The 22325-nt window shown below is 66.7% G+C and carries 20 protein-coding genes and 1 pseudogene; 9 read left to right on the top strand and 12 right to left on the bottom strand.

Going from position 1 to position 22325, the window contains the following annotated elements:
- Positions 1–44: 44 nt before the first annotated feature.
- The 4 genes from CG716_RS14185 to CG716_RS14170 all read right to left on the bottom strand — a co-directional run bounded on the left by CG716_RS14185 (position 45) and on the right by CG716_RS14170 (position 4719).
- The gene (locus tag CG716_RS14185) at positions 45–1355 is read right to left on the bottom strand and encodes a maltokinase N-terminal cap-like domain-containing protein (protein ID WP_207760685.1); all 1311 of its coding nucleotides are present in this window, start codon (positions 1353–1355) and stop codon (positions 45–47) included.
- 8 nt (positions 1356–1363) lie between these two features.
- Positions 1364–3118: a maltose alpha-D-glucosyltransferase gene (gene treS / locus CG716_RS14180; protein WP_094480558.1), complete on the bottom strand. Its 1755-nt coding sequence runs from the start codon at positions 3116–3118 to the stop codon at positions 1364–1366.
- Positions 3119–3246: 128 nt separating this feature from the next.
- Positions 3247–4224, bottom strand: a complete 978-nt coding sequence (locus CG716_RS14175; RefSeq protein WP_094480556.1) for an NADPH:quinone oxidoreductase family protein — start codon at positions 4222–4224, stop codon at positions 3247–3249.
- A gap of 18 nt (positions 4225–4242) precedes the next feature.
- On the bottom strand, positions 4243–4719 hold the full coding sequence (locus CG716_RS14170) for a GreA/GreB family elongation factor (RefSeq protein ID WP_094480554.1): 477 nt from the start codon (positions 4717–4719) through the stop codon (positions 4243–4245).
- 66 nt (positions 4720–4785) lie between these two features.
- On the opposite strand from CG716_RS14170, the pseudogene CG716_RS14165 reads away from it, so the two are divergent.
- Both CG716_RS14165 and CG716_RS14160 read left to right on the top strand, forming a co-directional pair.
- Positions 4786–5043 (top strand): annotated as a pseudogene (locus CG716_RS14165) (Crp/Fnr family transcriptional regulator); the annotation flags it as partial.
- A gap of 53 nt (positions 5044–5096) precedes the next feature.
- Complete coding sequence (locus CG716_RS14160) at positions 5097–5897, top strand: HugZ family pyridoxamine 5'-phosphate oxidase (protein WP_094480550.1); 801 nt, start codon at positions 5097–5099, stop codon at positions 5895–5897.
- On the opposite strand, the gene CG716_RS14155 is transcribed toward CG716_RS14160, so the two are convergent.
- The gene (locus CG716_RS14155; protein WP_094480548.1) at positions 5898–6143 is read right to left on the bottom strand and encodes a hypothetical protein; all 246 of its coding nucleotides are present in this window, start codon (positions 6141–6143) and stop codon (positions 5898–5900) included.
- Positions 6144–6318: 175 nt separating this feature from the next.
- Positions 6319–7329 carry a VWA domain-containing protein gene (locus CG716_RS14150; RefSeq protein WP_094480546.1) on the bottom strand — a complete coding sequence of 337 codons (1011 nt, stop codon included), beginning with the start codon at positions 7327–7329 and terminating at the stop codon, positions 6319–6321.
- A gap of 196 nt (positions 7330–7525) precedes the next feature.
- Between CG716_RS14150 and CG716_RS14145 the strand changes: the two genes are divergently transcribed.
- Positions 7526–8521 carry a VWA domain-containing protein gene (locus CG716_RS14145; RefSeq protein ID WP_234817847.1) on the top strand — a complete coding sequence of 332 codons (996 nt, stop codon included), beginning with the start codon at positions 7526–7528 and terminating at the stop codon, positions 8519–8521.
- Positions 8522–8936: 415 nt separating this feature from the next.
- Here the strand turns inward: CG716_RS14145 and CG716_RS14140 are convergent, their stop codons facing one another.
- Positions 8937–10304, bottom strand: coding sequence for a cytochrome P450 (locus tag CG716_RS14140; RefSeq protein WP_094480542.1), 1368 nt, complete (start codon positions 10302–10304; stop codon positions 8937–8939).
- Between the two features lie 145 nt (positions 10305–10449).
- Here CG716_RS14140 and CG716_RS14135 point away from each other — a divergent pair, with 145 nt between their 5' ends.
- Positions 10450–10674 (top strand): hypothetical protein, encoded by a 225-nt coding sequence (locus tag CG716_RS14135; RefSeq protein ID WP_094480540.1) that lies wholly within the window; start codon positions 10450–10452, stop codon positions 10672–10674.
- Positions 10675–10681: 7 nt separating this feature from the next.
- Here the strand turns inward: CG716_RS14135 and CG716_RS14130 are convergent, their stop codons facing one another.
- Positions 10682–11299, bottom strand: coding sequence for a TetR/AcrR family transcriptional regulator (locus tag CG716_RS14130; RefSeq protein ID WP_094480662.1), 618 nt, complete (start codon positions 11297–11299; stop codon positions 10682–10684).
- A gap of 79 nt (positions 11300–11378) precedes the next feature.
- On the opposite strand from CG716_RS14130, the gene CG716_RS14125 reads away from it, so the two are divergent.
- Both CG716_RS14125 and CG716_RS14120 read left to right on the top strand, forming a co-directional pair.
- The gene (locus tag CG716_RS14125) at positions 11379–12182 is read left to right on the top strand and encodes an SGNH/GDSL hydrolase family protein (RefSeq protein ID WP_234817846.1); all 804 of its coding nucleotides are present in this window, start codon (positions 11379–11381) and stop codon (positions 12180–12182) included.
- Positions 12183–12354: 172 nt separating this feature from the next.
- Positions 12355–13596 (top strand): MCE family protein, encoded by a 1242-nt coding sequence (locus CG716_RS14120; protein WP_094480658.1) that lies wholly within the window; start codon positions 12355–12357, stop codon positions 13594–13596.
- Here the strand turns inward: CG716_RS14120 and CG716_RS14115 are convergent.
- Entirely contained in the window at positions 13586–14494 is a 909-nt protein-coding gene (locus CG716_RS14115) for an LLM class F420-dependent oxidoreductase (protein WP_234817845.1), read from the bottom strand. The genes CG716_RS14120 and CG716_RS14115 overlap by 11 nt on opposite strands.
- Positions 14487–15200 (bottom strand): TetR/AcrR family transcriptional regulator, encoded by a 714-nt coding sequence (locus tag CG716_RS14110; protein ID WP_234817844.1) that lies wholly within the window; start codon positions 15198–15200, stop codon positions 14487–14489. Before CG716_RS14110 ends, CG716_RS14115 begins: the two co-directional genes overlap by 8 nt.
- Positions 15201–15302: 102 nt before the next feature.
- On the opposite strand from CG716_RS14110, the gene CG716_RS14105 reads away from it, so the two are divergent.
- From CG716_RS14105 to CG716_RS14095, 3 genes are all read left to right on the top strand, one after another.
- Positions 15303–16880: an MFS transporter gene (locus tag CG716_RS14105; protein WP_094480536.1), complete on the top strand. Its 1578-nt coding sequence runs from the start codon at positions 15303–15305 to the stop codon at positions 16878–16880.
- 12 nt (positions 16881–16892) lie between these two features.
- Positions 16893–18032, top strand: a complete 1140-nt coding sequence (locus CG716_RS14100; RefSeq protein WP_420093195.1) for a GDSL-type esterase/lipase family protein — start codon at positions 16893–16895, stop codon at positions 18030–18032.
- 97 nt (positions 18033–18129) lie between these two features.
- Positions 18130–19797: an acyl-CoA synthetase gene (locus CG716_RS14095; RefSeq protein WP_094480532.1), complete on the top strand. Its 1668-nt coding sequence runs from the start codon at positions 18130–18132 to the stop codon at positions 19795–19797.
- 63 nt (positions 19798–19860) lie between these two features.
- On the opposite strand, the gene CG716_RS14090 is transcribed toward CG716_RS14095, so the two are convergent.
- Entirely contained in the window at positions 19861–20691 is an 831-nt protein-coding gene (locus CG716_RS14090) for a mycofactocin-coupled SDR family oxidoreductase (RefSeq protein ID WP_094480530.1), read from the bottom strand.
- Positions 20688–22256, bottom strand: coding sequence for a flavin-containing monooxygenase (locus tag CG716_RS14085; RefSeq protein WP_420093194.1), 1569 nt, complete (start codon positions 22254–22256; stop codon positions 20688–20690). The genes CG716_RS14090 and CG716_RS14085 overlap by 4 nt, the downstream gene beginning before the upstream one ends.
- Positions 22257–22325 lie beyond the last annotated feature (69 nt).

The raw sequence follows: 22325 nt of genomic DNA, 5'->3' as shown, positions 1-22325 counted from the left end.
CGTAGACCGCCGCGGCGACAGCCTGTGGAGAAGCCGTGCGGACCTCAGCCCACCAGCCGGGCGATCGAGCGCAGCGGAATGTGCAGCCAGCTCGGCCGGTGCCGTGCCTCGTAGGCCGCCTCGTACACCGCTTTGTCCAGCTCGTAGGCGGCCAGCACCGTGGCGTGGTCCCGAGGATCGGTTTCGGATTCGGCGGCGTACCCGTCGCAGAACGACGCACAGTTGCGGTCGACCCATTCCTTTGCTCGCGCCGCGAGCTGCCGATCGTCGCTCTGGCCCACGAGCTGTTGGTACGCCGCGTATTCGAACGAGCGCAGCATGCCGGCGATGTCGCGCAACGCTGAGTCCGGTTTGCGTCGCTCCTCCAGCGGCTGGCCCGGCTCGCCTTCGAAGTCGATCAGGAGCCAGCCCTCCGGGGTGCGCAGCGCCTGACCAAGATGCAGATCCCCGTGCACGCGCTGCACGGTCACCGGCTCGTCTTCGAGCTTGGCGTAGCGCTCCTTGATGGCGGGCAGATATTCGGCGAGCTCGGGGACCGCGGCCGCGGCGGTGCCCAGCCGTTCACGCATGACGTCGACGGGCAGCACCGCCGTCGAGGTGCCCAGCTCCCGGGCCAGGGTGGCGTGCACCGACGCCACCGCCTCGCCCAATCGGTATGCCTCCGCGGCGAAATCACCGCCGACCTCATAGGCGTAGAGGTCGCCCTCGGCATACAGGTCGCGGGTGCTGGCGGTGGCCATGTCCCAGCCCTCAGCGGAATTCGGAGCAAAAGCCGTCACCATGCCCAGCGGGCATGGCTGGCCCTGCGAGGTCGTCTCGAACGAGCCCAGCAGCCTGGCCACGTGCGGGTTGCCCGCCCGCCCCAGCACCCGGTTGAGCTCGATGTCGGGATTGATCCCGGTGGCCACCCTGCGGAACAGTTTGAAGATCGCCTGGTCGTCGAACACCACACTGGTGTTGCTCTGCTCGGCGTCCGAGACCCGGGGCGCGGCCTCCAACGGCAGCGTCACGCCCGGCTCTTTGGTGAAGGTGATCTCACCGATCGTGGCCGCCGAGTCGATGAGCGCCAGCAGGAACTGCACCGACGACGGGTCGTAGAGTCCGTCGTACGCGGTGTGATCGTCGTATGCGGCGATAGTGGCGATAGTGTCGTACTCCTTCACCGGCGCCGAATCCCATTGGACGACAACCTGATACCGCTCGGCAGAGCCATCCGTGTAGGTGACGTCGACCAGCATCAGATCCAGGTCGGGCCGCAGCGGCACCGTCTCGGCAGTCTGGGCGGACGACAACACTCGGCTGCGACCTGCGTACCACCGTCGGGTCGGTAACCAGTCGGCCCAGGGCAGCGTCATCGGTGAGCTCATTGCTTCTCCTCCGACGGACTCAACCTGAACCAGTAGAACCCGTGCCCCGGCAGTGTCAGCAGATAGGGCAGTTGACCGATCCTCGGGAACGGCACATGCCCCGTCAGCTCCACCGGCGTGAAGGTGTTCCAATGCTGCAGATTCAACTCGATCGGCTGCGGGAAGCGGGACAGATTGTTCACACACAGCACCGTGTCGCCGTCGTCTATCTCGCGTACGTAGGTCAGTACTGACGGGTTGGTGCCGCTCAATTCCCGGAACGTTCCGGTGACGAAGGCGTCGTAACGGCGCCGCACCGCCAGCATGGTCCGCGTCCAGTTCAGCAGAGACGTCGAACTGTCCCGCTGCGCTTCGACGTTCACCGACTGGTAGCCGTAGATCGGATCCTGGTTCGGCGGCAGGTACAGCCGGCCCGGGTTCGCGGTGGAGAAGCCTGCGTTTCGATCCGGTGTCCACTGCATCGGGGTGCGCACGCCGTCGCGGTCACCGAGCCAGATGATGTCGCCCATCCCGATCTCGTCGCCGTAGTACAGCACCGGCGAGCCGGGCAACGACAGCAGCAGGGCGGTGAACAACTGCATCTGGTTGCGGTCGTTCTCCAGCAGGGGCGCCAGCCGCCGGCGGATTCCCACGTTGGCCTTCATCCGCGGGTCTTTGGCGTACTCGGCGTACATGTAGTCACGCTCTTCGTCGCTGACCATCTCCAGCGTCAACTCGTCGTGGTTGCGCAGGAAGATGCCCCACTGCGCCATCTCCGGAATCGCCGGGGTTTGCGCCAGGATCTCCGAGATCGGGAAGCGGGACTCCCGGCGTACCGCCATGAAGATCCGCGGCATCAGCGGGAAGTGGAACGCCATGTGGCACTCGTCGCCGCCGGTCGCCGGGTCGCCGAAGTACTCGACGACGTCGGCCGGCCACTGGTTGGCCTCAGCCAGCAGCACCCGCCCGGGGAATTCGTCGTCGATGACCTTGCGGCAGTGCTTGAGGAAGGCGTGCGTCTCGGGCAGGTTCTCGCAGTTGGTGCCCTCCCGCTCGAACAGGTACGGCACCGCGTCCAATCGGAAGCCGTCGATCCCGAGATCCAGCCAGAATCGCAGCACGTCGATCATCGCCTCTTGCACGGCGGGGTTGTCGTAGTTCAGGTCAGGCTGATGAGAGAAGAACCGGTGCCAGTAGAACTGCTTGCGCACCGGATCGAACGTCCAGTTCGACTCCTCGGTGTCGACGAAGATGATCCGGGCCTCGCTGTAGAGCTGGCTGCTGTCGCTCCAGACGTAGAAGTCCCCGTAGGGGCCGTCCGGGTCGCGACGGGACTCCTGGAACCAGGGGTGCGAATCCGACGTGTGGTTCATCACCAGGTCGGTGATGATCCGGATGCCGCGGCGGTGTGCGGCGTCGAGCAGCGCGACGAAATCCTCGACGGTGCCGAACTCGGGCAGCACCTTGTAGAAATCGCGGATGTCATAGCCGCCGTCGCGCAGCGGTGAGTCGTAGAACGGCGGCAGCCACAAGCAGTCGACGCCGAGCCATTGCAGGTAGTCGAGTCGCTCGATCAGGCCACGCAGGTCCCCCACGCCGTCGGAGTTCGAGTCGTAGAACGCCCGCACCAGCACTTCGTAGAACACCGCGCTCTTGAACCACGTGCGGTCGGCGGGCAGTGCGTGTGCCTGCCCGAAGTCGTCTGCATTGGGGTGCTCGACGACACCGCCCTCTATGTGGCTGCCCTCTGCCGGGTCGCTGGTCAACTCCATCTACGTTCCACTACCCCACACTGGCCGAACCGAACCGTCTGCGACGTCATTGTCCGTCCACCGTTGTAGTGGTCGAGTCGTCCACCGGCAACCCGGCAGGTCAAAACACTTGGAGCAGAACAGATTTACTACGCGTCGCGAATGCGCACGACGACCTTGCCTTTCGCGGTACGGTTCTCCAGCGAAGCGACCGCGGCGGCGGCCTGCTCCAGCGGATAGATCTCCGGCTGCGGCGCGGCCAGCGCACCCGAGGTGAGCAGCGCGGCGAGCCCGTCCCACTGCTCGGTCAGCGCGCCGGGATGCGACATCGTCCAGGCGCCCCAGCCGACCCCGACGACGTCGATGTTGTTCAGCAGCAGCCGGTTGACCTTGACGGTAGGGATCTCACCGCCGGTGAAGCCGACCACCAGCAGCCGTCCGCCCGGCGCCAGCGAGCGCAGCGAATCAGTGAACCGGTCGCCGCCGACGGGGTCCATCACGATGTCGACGCCCTTGCCGCCGGTCAGCTCGGTGACCGCGTCCTTGAATCCGTCGGCCAACACGACGTCGGTGGCGCCGGCTGCCCTGGCAATGTCGATCTTGTCCTCGGTGCTCACCACCGCGATCACCCGGCTGGCGCCCAGCGCCGGGGCGAGCCGCAACGTCGAGGTGCCGATGCCGCCGGCCGCGCCGTGCACCAGCACCGTCTCGCCTTCGGCCAGCCTGGCCCGCACGGTCAGCGCGAAGTACACCGTCAGGTCGTTGAACAGCAGCCCGGCACCGGCGGCGAAACTGACGTTGTCGGGCAACGGGAACACCCGATCGGGGGTGAGTTCCACCGTCTCGGCCATTGCGCCGGTGATCATCGTCAGGCCGGCCACTCGGTCGCCGGCCTTCACCGGGGCGTCAGCGGGAGCCGACCGCACCACACCGGCGATCTCGGCGCCGAGGGTGAACGGCAGTTCCGGCTTGTACTGGTAGAGCCCGCGGGTCAGCAGTGCGTCGGGAAACGCCACACCGGCGGCGTGGACGTCGACCAGGATCGCGCCCTCACCGGTCGGCTCGTCGATTTCGACCAGCTGCACCGACTCCGGACCGGCCAGCTCGGTCACCCTTATCGCCCGCATCGCACCTCTATCGCTCGTTTATCGCTCGTTCGGAAAATCGATGGCGAGCAGGTCGACCTGTAGCTCGCCCCGCGGCGTTGAGTAGGTGACGGTCTCACCGGGCCGCCGCCCGAACAACGCTAGGCCCAGCGGACTGTCCGAGGTCACGGTGGTGTCCTCTTCGCCGGCCGGCGTCTCCTCCAGGAAATGGACGATCCGCATCCGCAGTGGCTCGTCGCCGGGGAAGCGCACCGTGACCTCGGTGCCGTTGGGCAGTTGGCCCGGGCTATCCGCATTGCCACCGGCCAGCAGCCAGGTCAGCTGGTTGATCCGCTCGTCGATGCCGGCCAGATCCTCCGAGCGCTGCAGCGCGTCGGCGGCGTCGCCGCGATCTCCGACGGTGTCGGCGTCACCCTGCAGCTCAGCGCGCAGCTCGTCGCGGCGACGGCGCAGATCGGCCAGTTCGCCTTCGATACGGTCGCGTTCCTCGCCGGTGAAATCCGTGTCCTGACCCATGCTCGCCAACGTACCTGCGGGGGTGCGTCGGAGATGCTGTCTTGCCGTTTCGTGATGACCAGCCGCAATGATCTGGTGTCCACAGATGCCTCCGGCCGGGTGGCCAAGCAGCTGTTGCGGTTGGCCCAGCGATTCAGTGTGCAGCGCGACGGCTCGGTGCAGGTCGACCACGACCTGACCCAGGACGAGATCGCCCAGTTGGTCGGCTCGTCGCGGGAAACCGTCAACAAAGTGCTCTCCGATTTCGCCAACCAAGGTTGGATCAAGTTGTCCGGGAAGGGATTACTGATCGCTGACACCGAACGAGTGCTGCGTCGCGCGCAGGTCCAGGCCGACGGCCGCCGCAGCGAGCGGAGTGGGCGCGGTATGTTCCACCGGTGGTTACCCGCGATCATGGCGACCCCGGCGATGCGCCCTCGGTTCCGCCGCCGCTGACCGATATCGCCGACGCGACGCGGCCCTCGGCTGCCGAGGAGGCCCGCAGCATCGCCGCATCGACGAACACCGCGACGCTGGCGTCGCTGACCGCCACCGGGGATCCGTGGGCCTCGTTCGTCACCTACGGGCTGCTCGACGGCGCGCCGGTGCTCTGCGTCTCCAACATGGCCGAGCACGGCCGAAACCTCGCCGGCGATCCCCGCGCCAGCCTGGCCATCGTCGCGCCCACCACCGAGTCCGACCCGCTGGCCAGTGGCCGGATCACCCTGGCCGGCGTCGCCGAACGCCCGACTGGCGACGAATTGCGTGCGTCACGCGATGCCCATCTGGCCGCCGTCGCGGCCGCGAAGTACTACGTCGACTACTCCGACTTCACCCTGTGGGTCCTGCGGGTGCATCGGGTTCGCTGGGTCGGCGGCTACGGCCGGATGGATTCGGCGACGGCGGCCGACTACGCCGCAGCCGCAGCCGACCCGGTTCGCCCGAATGCCGGCGGGGCGATCGCCCACCTCAACGCCGACCACGCCGACAACCTGGTGGAGATGGCGCGGGCGCTGGGCGGCTATCCCGACACGACGGTCGCGGTGTGCACGGGCATCGACCGTTATGGGCTCGATCTGCGCGTCGACACGCCTCGCGGCGCCGGCTATACCCGGGTCGGATTCGGCGCGCCGTTGTCCTCGGCTGACGAATTACGTTCGGCTGCAGTCGATCTGGTCGCGCGCGCCCGACTCGCCTGACTAACCGCCGAGTTCTGAGACGGCCATGTCGAGGGCGGCCGCCTGCTCGGCCAATTCACGATCCGACAGCTGCTCGCCGCCGGCCTGCTCCAGCAGCTCGTCCCGGGTGATGACCTGCAGCGCGCCGCGATAGGCGTCGCTGTCCAGCGCGGCCCGGCCGACGACCTCGACGCGCCCTTCGACGAGGACCAACACCGTGTCGGTGTCACTGGCGAGCAGTCGGCGAACGTTGTCGGCGGTGATCATTCGGTGCCTCCTCAGCTGCAATCGACCAGTCCGACAATGAGATTTCGCGAAACAGAGGCGGCCGATGGCATCCGAACGCCACCATACCTCGCTGCAGACGGCGACGGCGCTTCTCGGCGGCATCGCTCGAAAGCGTTGGGATATCAGGTAAATCGCGGCGGCCTGGGAGACCGGCTCAGACTGGCAATCGCCTGTTGATCGCCAGGGCCGCGAACGTCGCGATCGTCGCCACCAACACGGCCACGCGCAGCCAGCCGCCGCCGGCCGGCATGCTCACCGTCTGGTAGCCCACTTGCTGGAGGACCGACGCATAGCTGCGGTCGAGCTCTTCGATATTGGTCGCGGTGTAGCTCTGTCCGCCGGACAATTCGGCGATCCGCTTCATCTGCGTGTCGTCCGACGGTACGGGAATCGATTCCTTGTCGAGGATGACGGCGCCGGCTTTCGTACCGAACGTGATGGTGGATATGGGCACACCCTGGTCCTTGGCAGCCCTGGCCGCGGTGAAGTCGCCGCGCGGATTGTCGGGGTTGGCCGGCTTGTTCTCCCCGCCGTCGGAGAGCAGCACGATGCGGGCCGGCGGAGGTGTCGCATCGCCGCTCGTCAGGACGGTCATGACGGTCCGAATGGACTCCAACGCGGTGAAGAGGGCTTCACCGGTGGCCGTGGAATTGTCGGTTTGCAGCTTGTCGAGTGCGGTGATGGTGGCGCTGTGGTCGGGAGTCGGCGATACCAGCAGGTTCACGTTGCCGGAAAAGGAAATCAGCCCGAGGTTCACTCCCGGTGTCAATTGTTGGGCGAACCGCTTGCCCGCGTCCTGCGCTGCCCGCAGCCGGGTCGGAGGCACGTCCTTGGCCTGCATCGACTGCGACACGTCGATGACGAGCATGACGACGGCCCGGTTACGCGGAATGCGTGCCTGATGGGTCGGTCCGGCCAGGGCGACGGTGAGGAGCACCAGAGCAACCAGTGCCAGGGCGACAGGCACATGCCGCCACGCGTGCGGCCGCTGCGGCGAGAGGCGATCCAGAGCGGCGGGCGTACTGAAGCGTCGCAGCCGCCGTGCTCGGTGCAGCTGCGCGCCGACATAGAGGGCGAGCAGTAGGACAGGGACGAGCGCCAGCAGAAGCATGGCTGGGTGCGCGAGCGCCGAAACACTCAGCGCGCCGATGCCGGGAATGGTCATTCACGATGTCCAGTGGATGGTCCGGCATATGTCGGCACAGTCACGTCGGAACCGCTCCCGTCGTTCGTCGCGGATACTTGTCCGCAGCGGTGATTAACGTGTCCTTTGTACCGGTGTTGATTAAGAGAGGCGATCAGATGCGCAGTTGTGTGGCCCTGATCGGCGACGAATCCTTGGGAATGGAATGGGATCAGCTGTGAGTTCGCTGTCATTGGCTGGATTCACCGCCCCCTGGTTCTTCCTGTACCTCCTGATCGTCGCCGCCGCCGTCGTCGTCTACATCTTCATTCAGCGCAGCCGCACCAGGCGGGTGCTGCGATTCGCCAACATGCCACTGCTCGAGCAGGTGGCCGAGGGGCGCAAGCCGCGCAGGTGGCGGCATCTTCCGGCTGCGTTACTGGTCGCAGCACTGGCGTTGCTGACCACCGCGATGGCCGGACCTACCCATGACATTCGGATCCCACGGAATCGCGCGGTGGTCATGCTGGTCATCGATGTCTCGGAGTCGATGACCGCGACCGACGTCGCACCGAGCAGGATCATCGCCGCCCGGGAGGCGGGGAAGCATTTCACCGACTTGCTCACCCCGGGCATCAATCTCGGGTTGGTGAAATTCTCTTCCGGGGCAACGCTGCTGGTTGCGCCCACGACCGACCACGACCAGGTCAAGCAGGCGATCGACCGGCTCGTTCCGGAACCGCGGACCGCGACCGGGGAGGGCATCTTCACCGCCCTGCAGGCGATCGCCACGACCGGGGCGGTCATGGGTGGCGGCGACGGCCCGCCGCCCGCCCGCATCGTGCTCGAGTCCGACGGCAAGGAGACGGTGCCACCCGACCTCGATGCACCGCGAGGCGCTTTCACCGCGGCGCGGGCCGCCAAAGAGCAGGGCGTGCCGATTTCCACGATCTCCTTCGGTACCAAGGACGGGGTCGTCGAGATCGACGGTCAATCGATACCGGTCCCGACCGATGACGAGTCGCTGGCCGAGATCGCCGAACTGAGCGGCGGTCAGGCCTTCCAGGCCGGCAGCCTCGATGAACTCAAGCGGGCTTACGCAACACTCGACCAGCAGATCGGATACCAGGTGGTGCGTGGCGATGCCAGCGCAGGCTGGATCGCCCTCGGTGCGTTGGCTCTCGCATTGTCCGTGGGTGCCGGAATCTTGCTCAACCGCCGACTGCCGTCGTGATGCCCGCCCACTGATTTCCCCACAGATTCCCAGGATTCGTCCAGGCTGTCTCACCGGCCGGCCGGATTCCGTGCCAGCCAGCGCCGGCGCGGCAGGGACTTGTGCCGTCGGGACTGAGAATGATGTCTCTTTGCGAGTGCATTACGAACGGCCCCAACGGATCTCCCACGTATCAAGCCGAAAAGACATCAGTGTCGGGCCGCCGCGAACTCATCAACTCGCCGGCGAACCACCGGCACCGTGAGCGGCGCTGATCATCCCCGACGGATGGTCGTAGGTGAGTATCCCGGCGCAGCGTCCCCAGCTGATCAAAGTACGTGCGGTGCTTTCAGCCTCGCGCCGATCGCCCCACCATCCGATCAGCCCGGGCGCCTGCGCTGACAGGGCCTTTGTTCTCTCCAGTCGAAAACGATGGTCACGAGGTGGACGAACCGAGCGCCCCCGCTGTTGTCCCGACGGTCGGCAACCAGGCGTCGGACCGCCGGTGGACGACGGCGAGTCCGCCGTCGCCGGGAGCGTTGGCGATCCCCCGTGAGTGGTAAGCCTCGCCCGGGGCATTGGTGGGCTCAAAGCGGAACTCGCGCAGTAGAGTTCGCAGAGTAACCCGCATCTCCATGTTGGCGAACGCGGCACCGATGCAGCGCCGGAACCCTCCGCCGAACGGAATCCAGGCGTAATTGTCCGGCGGGTTGCCGACGAACCGATCCGGGTCGAACGCAGACGGGTCGTCGAACCGGTCACGCCTGGCGTGCGCCCCGGCGATGCTGACGATCACGACGTGCTTCTCGGGAATCACCCACTCGCCGAGTCGTATTCGTTGCAGGGTGAGCCGCGAGGTCCCGTCGATGACGGGCCGCGTCCGCTGCACCTCCCAGATCGTGGCCTGCTGCAATTCGGAGCCGTCGGCGTCGACCTCCGCGGTCAGCCGCTCCAACAGCTGCGGGTGCCGGCGCACACGCTCTATCAGCCACGCCAACGTGGTCGCGGTGGTCTCGTGCCCGGCCGTCAACAGGGTCAGCAGTTCGTCGGCGATGTGGCGGTCAGAGATCGCGGACCCGTCTTCGTAGCGGGCGCGCAGCATCAGCGACAACACATCTGGGCGTTCCTCGAACGCCGGGTCGTTGCGGGCATCGGTGATCAGCGAGTCGACGATCTCGTCGTAGCGATGCCGATACCGCCGCATGGCACCGCCCGGGCTGCGCGGGCCGAAGTCGCGGCGGAAGAACTTGGGCATCACGGCCAGCCGGGACCCGACCACAACGGCCTTGGGCAGCTGTTCGCGCAGCTCGTCGAACGCCGCCCCCTCGGCCCCGAAAACGGTGCGCAAGATCGCGTTGAGGGTGATGTGCATCATCGACGGCAGAGTCTCGAACTCAACGCCCTCGGGCCAGCCGGCGATCTCGCGCATCACCTCTTCTTCGACGATGGCCTCATAGCCCTGCATTCGCTTGCCGTGAAAGGGCGGCACCAGCAGTTTGCGCCGCTCGCGGTGTTCGTCGCCGTCCAGGCTGAACGTGGAACCCGGGCCGAGCACCGCACCCAGGTTCGTCGCCCGGCCCACCAGGTCGCTGCCGGTGGTGAACAGATCTTTGACCAGGGCGGGCTCGCTGATCACCACCGCTTTGCCGAAGACCGGCAGGTTCAGGGTGACGGCCGACCCGTATCGCCTGGTCAGGTCACCCACCGCGGCGCGCCGGGAGCTGAAGAACTGCAGGCCCTGGACCAGTTTGGGGGTGCGCGGACCGGGTGGCAGTCGCACCGGATCGCTCGTCGCCTGCGCCATCGTGCTTCATCCCTTCGCTTCGGTACGTCGCTGTACCGCCACGGTACGCCGATGTACCGATCGGCACAACGGTCAGCTCGCATAGGCGCCGCAGTACTGTTGGCCGTCGGGGCACCACACTGACACCCAAGAGGAGCAAGCACTGATGTCTGGCACCGACGAGCGGCAGACCCTTGCGGAGGCCAGCGAGGAGAAGGGCTGGCATCGCCGGGAACTCGGCCGCACCGACGTGTACCTGCGCGACAGGTACCGGGTCCGCGTGATCTGGCAGGGCTCCGACACGATTAGCGGTGCATCGCTCTTCGACAACGAGATGTACGAGGGCTACACCCGCGATCTGGCCAGGGTTCGCACCTGGCTGAAGAAGTAAACCGCCCTCAACCGCTGCGGGGCGGCCCGAGCAGCGCGATCGCGGCGTCGACCGCTTCGTCGGTGACATCGCTCATCCGCCCGCCGCTTTCGACCGTCACCGCGGTCAGTTCCCTTAAGCCCCCGATCAGCATGAGCGCCCGCTGACGGGAGACCATCGGGATGCCCGCGGCCCGCAATTCCTCAGTGTCGGAGAGGGTCCGGACCATCGCGATGAACGATTCGGTGACTTCGCGCTGCAGTTCGCGGGCCGCCATTCCCAGCGCTGGCACGTCGCGGATCCAGCTCAGCATCACCGCCGGCCGCGACTCGGCGTTGGCCACCCACGCCTGGACCGCCTGCCGGATCTGCGTCTCCCACGGCGCCGTCGGGTCGACCGCCCCCGAGATGGTCTCCACGGCGCGGCGGTTGGTGTCGGTGAGCAGCGCGACCAGACAGGCTTCCCGGTCGGTGAAGTATTCGTAGAAGGTGCGCCGCGAGGTCCGCGCCAGGCGCACGATGTCGGCGACCGTGGTGGCCGAATATCCGACGTCGGTGATCGAGGCGGCAAGCGCATCGATAAGCCGCTGGCGCGGGTTCGGGTGCAGGCGATCCGAAAGCGGCACCGTGGATTCGGCCGACTCCACCGACTTCACCGTTTGTACACCCCGCCTTCCCCTTTGCCTGCCGATCGTACTGGCGTGCGTGGCACTAGAGTGGAAGATCGTGTCGGACATCGGTTTCTCCCGGTACGTCGCGATCGGCGACAGCCAGACCGAGGGCCTGTGGGACGGCGATGACACCATCGGTGTGATCGGATTCGCCGACCGGCTCGCGGCCCTATTGGACGCCCGGTACCCCGGGCTGATGTACGCCAACCTCGCGATCCGGGGTAAGCGCGTGATCGACGTTCTCAATGAGCAACTGCCCCAAGCACTAGCGATGGAGCCCGATCTGGTCACCGTGTGCGTCGGGATGAACGACGTGACCAGACCCGGCCGGATGTTCACCGCCGCGATGGCCGATCTCGAGAACGTCTACCAACAGCTCGCGGACTCCGGGGCGACCGTCGTCACGACGCTGTTCCCCGACGTCGCCAAAATGCTGCCGGTCGGCCGGCTGATCGGTTCGCGCATCCGGGAGGTCAACGATGTCATCAAGGGCGCAGCCGATCTGCACGGGTTCGGATTGGTCGACCTCTACAACGCGGAATCGATGAACGAGCCGTCGATCTGGAGCCATGACCGCATGCATGCGTCGACAAGGGGTCACATCCTGTTTGCCGATGCGGCGGCCGAGGCGTTGAAACTTCCTGGCAGTAACCATGATTGGGCACTGCCCAGCGGCGAAGAGATTCGCGACAACACGTGGCACCGCACCTACGCCCAAGTCCAGTGGACCCGGGGGCTGCTCATCCCATGGTTGTGGCGCCACGCACGCGGGCGATCATCCGGCGATGGCAGAAAGCCCAAATATGGTGAGCTGCAGCCAGTTTCGGAGCGAGTACGAGTGGACCACCAGACCGCCTAGGCGTCAGCATGTGATCCAGGTCACGTCATCGCCGCCCACTCTCATTCATCACAGATACCGATTGGTCTGAAAGCCCCGGCGCCCCCGGCCTGCGTGGGATAGTGGCAACACGAACGAACGGCGATCTGCAGTTGAACGGTGGGGGAAACCGTGATTGGTGGGCGCGGACCTGATGAGCGACCGTAACGGCGGACGGCCGGGGTGGTTCCAGTCCCGCGCCCGGCACTGGCAGTACTCCCCGCCTCTCAAGACTGCGTTCGTGGTGACGGCCGTCCTGGTCACCGTCATCGTGGTGGCCGTCTATATGCAGTTCCGCGGCGATTTCACACCCATGACCAAACTGACGTTGATATCGCAGCGGGCCGGCCTGGTGATGGACCCGGGCTCGAAGGTCACCTACAACGGGGTCGAGATCGGCCGGGTCACCGGCGTCGACCCCATCGACCGGGACGGCACCACCAAGGCCAAGCTGTCGCTGGACGTCAACCCCAAATACATCGCGTTGATCCCCGCCAATGCCATCGCGGAGGTCAAGGCCAGCACCGTCTTCGGCAATAAGTACGTGTCCTTCCGCAGCCCGGCGGATCCGGTCAAGCAGCGCATCTCCAGCAAGGACGTGATCGACGTCTCGCACGTGACCACGGAGTTCAACACGTTGTTCGAGACGTTGACGTCGATCTCGGAGAAGGTCGATCCGGTCAAGCTGAATCTGACGTTGTCGGCTGCTGCTGAGGCGCTGGGTGGTCTGGGTACCAAGTTCGGGCAGTCGATCGTCAACGGCAATGCGGTCCTCGATGACGTCAATCCGCAGATGCCGCAGATCCGCACCAATATCCAGCAGCTGTCCAAGCTGGCCGATGTCTACATCAAGGCCAGCCCGGACCTGTGGGACTTCCTGGATCACGCGGTCACCACCGCGCGCACCCTCAACCAGCAGCAGAAGGATCTCGATGCCGCGCTGCTGGCCTCCACCGGGTTCGGCAACACCGGCGCCGACATCTTCGAACGCGGCGGCCCCTACTTCGTACGCGGCCAAGCCGACCTCGTCCCCACCGCCCAACTGTTCGATACCTACAGCCCCGAATTCCTGTGCACCATCCGCAACTACGCCACGTCCACCGCCAAGGACGCCGCCGGCGGGAACGGTTACTCGATCGACTTCCACATCGGGCTGACGGGGGCGCCGAACCCCTACGTGTATCCCGACAACCTGCCGCGGGTGAACGCCAAGGGCGGCCCCGGCGGGGCGCCGGGCTGTTGGCAACCGGTCACGCATGACTTTTGGCCGGCACCGTTCCTGGTCGCCGACTACGGCGCTTCCCTCGCGCCGTACAACCACTTCGAACTCGGCCAGCCCATCCTCACCGAATACGTCTGGGGACGCCAGGTCGGCGAGAACACCATCAACCCTTGAGGTTGAGCACCTCGGCCAATTCACGCAGCGCCGGGCGCGGATTCCAGGCCGGGTTTCCGTCGCCGAGAACCTGCACCACCACGTGGTCGGCGCCGGCGTCGAGGTGTGCAGTCACCGAAGCGGCGGCCTGCTCCACGGAGCCCTGCCCGACGATGCGGCCGGCCAGTCGGTCGGAGCCGCCGCGCACCAGGTCCGACTCGTCGAAGCCCTGCCGCAGCCACGAGTTCCGATAATTCGGCAGGCCCGAGTAAACCTCGAGGTGCAGGTGCGCTCTGCGCATTTGCTCCTCGGCGCTCTCGCCGACGACGACGGCCTGCTCCGACACCACCCACTTGTCCGGTCCCAGGATTTCCCGGGTGGTGCAGGTCTGTTCAGGCAGCACCAGGTATGGATGCGCGCCGTCGGCGTGGGTGCCCGACAGCTCGATCATCTTCGGTCCCAGCGCGGCGAGCAGGCGGGTCGGCCGCCCCGAGCCGGGTTCGACGAACTCCGGCAACCCCGCCATCCGATCGAGGTACCCGCGCATGGTGGCCAGCGGCTTCTCGTAGGTCCCGCCCATCATGTTCTCCACCAGCGGCCCGTGGCTTACGCCGAGACCGAGCACGAACCGGCCCGGGTAGCTGGCGGTGATGCTGCGCCCGCCGCCTTCGGCGATCATCGGCAGCCGGGCGTGGATGTTCGCGATGCCCGTGCCCAGCACCAGCCGCTGCGTGCCCGCTAAGAAGATCGCCGACTGCACCATGGCGTCTTTCAATCCGACCTCGGGGATGAACAGCGAGCCGTAGCCCAGCGCTTCGATCTCCTGGGCCACCTCGACGGCCGCCGGCATCGGCCAGTTTTCGCTGGCCCACCACACGCCGATGCGGGACGGGAAGTCGACGGTCGGGCGATCAGTCACGGGCAACCTCGGATTCGGTGGTCGGCAGGGATTCGATGCGAAGTGTGTCACCCGTCAGCATGGCGATCGAGCTTCGGAGTTCTTCGGCCGGGGTCGGTGGTGGCAGCGGCTCGTGCGGCCCGACCCGAAACGAGTCGACCATGAGTGCAGCGAACCGGCGCCACGCGCCGGGCGCGTGCTCACGGGTGGCTTCGAGGACACCGGTGTCGGCCAGCAGCATCACGACGATGTCGCCCACACCGATGTCCGGGCGCAGTTTCCCGTCGTGCTGAGCGCGGGTGATGACTTCGCCGAGTTTGGCAATGGCTTCGGTAGCACGCTGCTCGATCACCGAGCTGGCCGGAAACGCGGTCGTCAGCAGTGCCCGCAGACCGGGGTCGGAGGCCTGCAACGCACACAGGTCGTACACGAGGTCGCGGAACCCATCCCAGGGCTGCGGATTGCTCAGCGCCTTGTCGACAGCGTCGATATAGGACGTCATGTTGCGTTCGAACGCCGCGATCGCCAGGTCGGTGCGAGTCGGGAAGCGCCGGTACAGCGTCGCGACACCGACGCCCGCACTGCGAGCGACATCTTCCAAGGGGACGGACAGGCCTTGCTCAGCAAACAGTCGGGCGGCCGCGGAAACGATTCGCTCCCGGTTGCGTTCGGCGTCGGCTCGCAGTGGCCTGGATCGCTCCACACCCCATTGTGCGCCAGGAATCACGGGTCAAGCGTACCCCCAGAAGTGGAGGCGCACCACCAGTTGAGGCTAGGGTCGAGAAGAAGAAGTGGGGGAATCCCTCCACTTATCGAAAGGAGTCGAGCCGTGGCCATCACCACAGTTCAGCGGCCCGCACATGCGCGTCACGCACAACCCACGCAGGGCCTGCGTGGGAATCCCTGGTGGATCCTCGCTGCGGTGTCCGTCGGCGTCATCATGGTCGGCCTGGACGCCTCCGTCGTAGCGATCGCCAACCCGCGAATCGCCATTGATCTCAACGCGTCGCTGTCGGACTTGCAGTGGATAACCGACGCGTACCTACTGAGCCTCGCCTCGCTGCTGATTTTCGGCGGCAAACTCGGCGACATGTTCGGCCGTCGCGCGGTCTTCCTGATCGGCGTGGTCGGATTCGCCATCACCTCGGTCGGCATCGGCCTCATCGGCACCGTCAGCGGCGTGATCGTCATGCGCGCATTGCAGGGCGTGTTCGGGGCGCTGCTGATGCCGAGCACGCTGGCGATCATCCGCAACGCCTTCCCGCCGCACAAACTCAATACCGCCATCGGCATTTGGGGTGCGGCGACTGGAGTTTCGGTGGCCGCCGGACCCGTGCTGGGCGGCTTGCTCGTCGAACACCTCAGCTGGGAATCGGTGTTCTACATCAACGTGCCGATCGCCGTGATCGCCGTGCTCATCGGAGCCGCCGCGATCGTCGAAAGCCGCAGCGACGAGAAGGCCCGGCTGGACGTGGCGGGCATCCTGAGCCTGTCCGGCAGTCTGTTCCTGCTGGTGTACGGCCTGATCAAGGCGCCGGAATGGGGTTGGCTCGACCCGCGGACGGTCGCCTTCCTGATCGGCGGTGCCGTTCTGATGGGCGCTTTCGTGATCGTCGAGCGGCACATCGGCGACCCGATGCTGCCCCTGCGACTGTTCGCCAACCCGTCGCTGTCCATCGGCGCCGCAGTCGTCACCATCAACTTCTTCGCGCTCTTCGGTGCGCTGTTCTTCATGACGTTGTACCTGCAGAACCTCCAGGGCTGGAGCCCGGTGGAGACCGGTGTCCGCACCCTGCCGCTCAGCGCAGCGATGATGGTCATGGCCCCGCTGTCCGGCGTCCTCACCGAGCGGTTCGGCCCGCGCCCGGCGATGGTGGCCGGCCTACTCGGCGCAGCAGGCGGCCTGGCCCTGCTGAGCCAACTGCAGGCCGGTTCGGGTTACGGCGCGATGTGGCCGGCGTTCGCCCTGCTGGGTGCCGGCGTCGGCTTGGTGTTGACCGCGAGCTCCGACGCCATCGTGGGCAATGCACCCGTCGACGACGCCGGGGTCGCCGGCGGCATCCAGAGCACGTCGGTCCAGCTGGGTGCCGTGCTGGGCACCACGATCCTGGGCTCGGTGTTGTCCAGCACGGTCGGCTCGAGTCTGGTCGACAAGCTCACCGCTGCGGGAACCCCCGCGCCGGTCGCCGAAAAGTTGACTCCGGCAAAGGAATTGGTATCCAAGGGCTTGGCGCCGTCAATTCCCGGTGCACCGCAGCAGCTGACCGCTGCCATCACCAGCGGCAGCCACGAAGCGTTCATGGCCGGTTTGCAGCTGTCGATGTGGGCGGGAGCTGCGGCCGCAGCCGTCGGCGCGGTCCTGGCCGTGTTCGTCCGGCGCGGCGAGCCCGAGGTTGAGGCTCGCTAGATTCGGGGAGTGATCACCCACCCCGTCGAGGGCGGCCTCTTCCGCGGACTGGCCGAGCTCGAGCAGACGGAAAGCGGCTGGCTGCCGCACCGGTTGCCGCGCGCTGCCCGTGCGCAGTGCCCTGATCCGCAACTGGCAGCCGTCGAGGCTCAACCGTCCGGCGTTCGTCTGGCATTCCGCACTCGCTCGACGGTGGTCGAGGTGGACCTGCTGCGAACTCGCACGGTGTTAGAGGGTGTGCCTGAACGCCCAGACGGCACGGTGGACCTGCTCATCGACGGCGGTCTCGCTCGCCAGGCTGCGACGAGTGGCGGACACACCCTGCTGGTCGATCCCGCCACCGGGCTCACCACCGTCGAGCACGGCTCGGCCGCGACCGTGCGGTTCGCCGGGTTGGCCGCGCAGGAGAAGGACGTGGAGATCTGGTTGCCGCACTACGAGCGAACCGAGGTCGTCGCGCTGCGCACGGACGCTCCGATTGCGCCGTCGCCGACGGGACGCCGTCGGGTTTGGCTGCACCACGGAAGTTCGATCAGCCAGGGTTCCAACGCCGCCAGCCCGAGCACCACCTGGCCGGCGGTGGCGGCCAAGCTCGGCGGGGTCGAGGTGATCAACCTCGGACTGGCAGGCAGCGCCATGCTCGACCCGTTCACCGCACGCGCCATGCGGGACACCCCCGCCGACGTCGTGAGCGTCAAGATCGGCATCAACCTGGTCAACGCCGACCTCATGCGGCTGCGGGCCTTCGAACCCGCGGTCCACGGGTTCTTGGACACTATCCGTGACGGCCACGCGGGAGTTCCGCTGCTCGTCGTGGGGCCGCTGTACTGCCCCATCCACGAGCACACGCCGGGTCCGGGGGCCTTCGATCAGTCCGCGCTCGCTGCCGGACAGGTTCGATTCCGGGCCACCGGCGACCCGGCCGAGACCAGCCGGGGCAAGCTCACCCTGTCCGTCATCCGCGAGCGTCTCGCCCACATCGTGCGATCCCGCGCAGAGGACGACGCGCACCTGGATTACCTGGACGGCCACGACCTCTACGGTCCGCAAGACTTCGCCGAGCATCCACTACCCGACAACCTGCACCCCGACGCAACCACCCACCAGATGATCGGCCAGCGCTTCGCCCGCCACGTATTCTCTGCGCCCTGACCTCGGTCCCGCTGGGTGAAGTTCCACAACAAGTCGACGCCTGCGCCCATGGCAGACTCGGTCGCGTTCTGGAATCTGGGCATGCAGAGGAGCGCCAATGAGCAGCGACGTCAGCTTCGACCTTTCGTCGGTGTTCCATACCGTCGCGCAGACCCTGCCGGATCGTGAGGCACTGATCTGGCGGGATCGCCGCTGGACGTATGCGCAGCTGGACGCCCGCATCGACGGGGTCGCGCACTACCTGGCCGAGCAGGGGCTGGGCTGCCACACCGAGCGCGATCAGCTGGCCCCGCACGAGTCCGGCCAGGACCACCTCGGGCTGTATCTGCGTAACGGCAACGAATACCTCGAGGCGATGGTCGCCGGCTACCGGGCCCGCGTCGCACCGTTCAACGTGAACTACCGCTACGTCGAGGAGGAACTCCTCTACCTGCTCACCGACTCCAAGGCCAAGGCCCTGGTCTATGGCGCGGAGTTCGCCCCGTGCGTCGCGTCCATTCGCGACCGGCTGCCCGAGCTTCGGGTGCTGATCCAGGTCGCGGACTCCTCGGGCAACGAATTGCTGCCCGGCGCAGTCGACTACGAGTCGATCGTCACCACCCCCGCGCCGTCCGCCGGCATGCCGAGCCCCAGCGGCGACGACCTCTATGTTCTCTACACCGGCGGCACCACCGGCATGCCGAAGGGCGTGCTGTGGCGTCAGCACGACATCTTCATGTCCGCCATGGGCGGGCGGCCCTTCGGATCCGACACGTCGCTGACGTCCTACGAGGAACTCGCCGAGCAGGCCCGTGCAGGTGCCGGCTTCCGGTCGATCCTGATGATCCCGCCGCTCATGCACGGTGCCGCGCAGTGGGCGGCCTTCAACATGTTCAGCACCGGCGGCTGGATGGTGCTGCCCGATGACGTCGACCGCATGAACGCCCCGGCCGTGATGAAACTCGCCGAACGTGAACGGGTACTGAGCATTCCGGTCGTCGGCGACGCGATTGCCCGTCCGCTGCTCGACGAGATCGAGACCGGGAAGTACGACCTGTCCGGCCTGGTGACGATCACCAACGGCGGCGCGCCGCTGTCGCCGACGGTGCGAGAGCGGCTGCTGGCCGCGTTGCCCAACCTGATGGTGCTCGACGCCGTCGGCGCATCGGAGACCGGCATGCAGATGACCACGATGGCGGCCAAGGGCGTCGAGCAGAAGGCGGCCACCTTCACCCCGCAGCACGACACCGCCATCATCTCGGCGGACTTCAGCACCGTATTGCAACCGGGCGATGGCGAGGGCTGGCTGGCCCGGCGGGCCTATGTGCCACTGGGGTATCTCGGCGACGCCGAGAAGTCGGCGCGCACCTTCCCCACCATCAACGGCGTCCGCTGGTCGGTGCCAGGGGATCGCGCCCGGTTCCTGGCCGACGGCCAAATCGAACTGCTGGGCCGCGATTCGGTGACCATCAACTCCGGCGGGGAGAAGATCTTCGCCGAAGAGGTCGAGCGCGCGGTCGCCAGCCATCCGGCGGTGTACGACGTGGTCGTGGCCGGACGCCCCTCCGACCGGTGGGGCAGCGAAGTGGTGGCAATCGTGCAGTTCGCCGAGGGTCGCAGCGCCACCGACGACGAGCTCGCCGACGCCTGCCGTGCCCACATCGCGCAGTACAAGCTGCCGAAGGCCTTCATCCGGACCGACAAGGTGCTGCGCTCACCCGCGGGCAAAGCGGACTACCGCTGGGCCAAAGAGCTGGCCGCCGAAAGCCTTGGCGCACAAGGCTAGATCCCCGAGTCGCTTCGCTCTCCCCCTGGCCTGCGGCGGGGGGTGCCCCCAGCCCGCCGGGCGCTAGACCTTCATATAGCCTTTGTCGGCCGGGATCTGGGCCGCCGTCAACAACGCCGAGGCGTCGCTGGCCAGGAACAGCACCACCTCGCTGACCTGACTGGGCGCGATGAGCGATTCGGTGGGTAGCGCACCCGGCGAGAAGCTGTACACGTAATGCGGGTGCTTCTCGAACATCGAGTACATCGACAGGTCATTGCCCAAAGCGGTATCCACACCGTAGGTATGCACCGAGTTGACCCTGATCCCGAATTCGCCCAGCTCCAGCGCCAACGAATTCGCCAGTCCCACAACGCCGAACTTGCTGGCGCAGTAGTGACCGGCGCCGGGTACCGCCTTGATTCCGGCCGAGGAGCTGACCGCGATGATCGACCCGCCGTTGCCGGCTTCGATCATCGCCGGCACCGTCGCCTGCACGGTGTTGAAGAACCCGGTCAGGTTGATGTCGATGATCTCCTGCCACTTCTCGGCGGGGATCTCCCAGGCGCGGCCCCAGCTCATCACGCCGGCATTGGCGACGACGACGTCGAGCCGGCCGAATTGTTCGATGGCGCGGGCGATTACCCGCTTCTGCCCGTCGTGGTCGCGCACGTCCACCCGGTCGGCGCTGATCTTGACGCCCTCGTCCTCGACCAGCCGTACGGTCTCGGCCAGGTCTTCGGGCGTTGCCGGTTCATATCCGATGTGGTTGCCCACCGGCCCGCAGGCGTCGATGGTGACGATGTCGGCGCCGGCCTGCGCCAGTCGGACGCAGTGCGCCCGGCCCTGCCCCCTGGCCCCTCCCGTGACATAAGCGACCTTGCCCTCCAGCGGGCGCGCGTCCCCGGCGTTCATGCGATGCTCGCGCTGGTCTCACTGGCCGGCTGGGCCAGAGGTGTTGAATACACGTAGTCGTCGAGCGGCGACGTTCGGCTGAATCGCCATGCGGCGAAGATGGTTTCCGGCCGGTGATACACGGTGTCTCCCTGTGAGTTGACGAAATAGGTGTTGAGCCCGGGGTTGCAGTCTTTGAGATAGAGGCGAATCGCCTTGCCCTGCCGCCGGAGCTTGTCGTTGCGGCGGGCGAACGCCGCCTGGCTTATCTCGGCGACCTGCGCTCCGCGCCTTCGGGTTTCGCTGATCGCCCGCACCACATGAGTGGTCACCGTCTCCAGGTAGTCGAACCAGGCGAACCCGACGAAGCCGAGCGGGCCGACCAGTTCCCACCTGTTCGGCAGCCCGGGATACGCCGAGCCTGCGTAACTTTGCAGGCCGTTGGCGCGGTACTGCAGCGCCAGATCGATGCCGTCGCGTCCCAGGATCGTTCCGGGACGGTAGGTTTCGGGATCGGTCCACAATTCGTAGCCGGTCGCGGTGACGATGAGATCCACCGGTCGCTCGACTCCGTCACTGGTCTGCACGCCAGTCCTGGTGATGCGTTCGATCGGCGTGGTGATCAACTGCGTGTCCGGCCTGTTGAAGATCTGCAGAAACGAGCTGGAGATCACCGGGCGCTTGGCCACGATGCCGTAGCGGGGCACAAGCTTGTCACGAGTGTGCTTGTCTTTCACCACCGCTCGCAGATAGCCGCGGTACAGCGCACGGCAGTACGAGTCGTACAGTGGCATGGCTTTCACCAGAACGCTGGCGGGCAGCCGCGAGAACACATGGCACAGCGGGCCAACCATCGCCAGGTCCATCAGCCATCGGCCGGCCCAGTCGATGCCGGCGAGCACGCCGGGTACCCGCAGGGCACGGCTGATCCGCGGGGTGATGTCGAAGTCCACCTTGGGCAACACCCAGGCCGGGGTCCGCTGATAGACGTCGAGACTGGCGGCTATCGGCGCCAGCGCCCCGGCGATCTGCACTCCGCTGGACCCGGTACCGATGACAGCCACCCGCTTGCCGCGCACGTCGAATTCGTCGTCCCAGTCATTAGGCCGCAGGACGCGTCCGCCGAAGTTCTCGATGCCGTCGATGGGCACATCGGGTTTGGCGTTGACGTACCCGCCGACCGCGCTGATCAAGAACCGCGCGGTGATGACGCGACCGTCGGCGATCTCCAGCCGCCAGCAGCCACCCTCGTCCTCCCACACCTGGCGCACCACCTCCGAGTGGGTCTGCAGGTGTGGGTAGACCCCGACCCGGCGGGCGACGTCACGGATATAGCGATGGATCTCGGGTCCGGGTGCGAACAGCCTCGACCAGCCGGCCTCGCGAGCAAACGGGAATTGGTACCACAGCGACGGGATGTCCACCGCAAGGCCGGGATAGTGGTTGTCGCGCCAGGTACCCCCCACGTCGTCGGCGCGTTCCAGGATGACGAAGTCGTCGATACCGCTCTGCTGAAGCAGATGTGCGGCGGTGACGCCACCCGGCCCCGCGCCGATGATCGCCACGTCATGCATCACGGTCCTCACCATACGTTCGTCTGCTTCGTGGATGGTCAGGAATGCGTCAACCTTTTCGTCGCCGCGGTCCTGCTCCGC

This window comes from Mycolicibacterium sphagni (assembly GCF_002250655.1).
Lineage (GTDB): Bacteria > Actinomycetota > Actinomycetes > Mycobacteriales > Mycobacteriaceae > Mycobacterium > Mycobacterium sphagni.
Note: the sequence above shows the minus strand (reverse complement) of the source record. Positions and strands in the feature narration are given on the sequence as shown.

Bases quoted from the DNA above. Each gene is read 5' to 3' on its own strand.
- CG716_RS14120 (WP_094480658.1), top strand. From the start codon at position 12,355: ATGAGCGACCGTAACGGCGGACGGCCGGGGTGGTTCCAGTCCCGCGCC.
- CG716_RS14150 (WP_094480546.1), bottom strand. From the start codon at position 7,329: ATGACCATTCCCGGCATCGGCGCGCTGAGTGTTTCGGCGCTCGCGCAC.
- CG716_RS14170 (WP_094480554.1), bottom strand. From the start codon at position 4,719: ATGGGTCAGGACACGGATTTCACCGGCGAGGAACGCGACCGTATCGAA.
- CG716_RS14140 (WP_094480542.1), bottom strand. From the start codon at position 10,304: ATGGCGCAGGCGACGAGCGATCCGGTGCGACTGCCACCCGGTCCGCGC.
- CG716_RS14095 (WP_094480532.1), top strand. From the start codon at position 18,130: ATGAGCAGCGACGTCAGCTTCGACCTTTCGTCGGTGTTCCATACCGTC.
- CG716_RS14175 (WP_094480556.1), bottom strand. From the start codon at position 4,224: ATGCGGGCGATAAGGGTGACCGAGCTGGCCGGTCCGGAGTCGGTGCAG.
- treS (WP_094480558.1), bottom strand. From the start codon at position 3,118: ATGGAGTTGACCAGCGACCCGGCAGAGGGCAGCCACATAGAGGGCGGT.
- CG716_RS14135 (WP_094480540.1), top strand. From the start codon at position 10,450: ATGTCTGGCACCGACGAGCGGCAGACCCTTGCGGAGGCCAGCGAGGAG.
- CG716_RS14090 (WP_094480530.1), bottom strand. From the start codon at position 20,691: ATGAACGCCGGGGACGCGCGCCCGCTGGAGGGCAAGGTCGCTTATGTC.
- CG716_RS14155 (WP_094480548.1), bottom strand. From the start codon at position 6,143: ATGATCACCGCCGACAACGTTCGCCGACTGCTCGCCAGTGACACCGAC.
- CG716_RS14185 (WP_207760685.1), bottom strand. From the start codon at position 1,355: ATGACGCTGCCCTGGGCCGACTGGTTACCGACCCGACGGTGGTACGCA.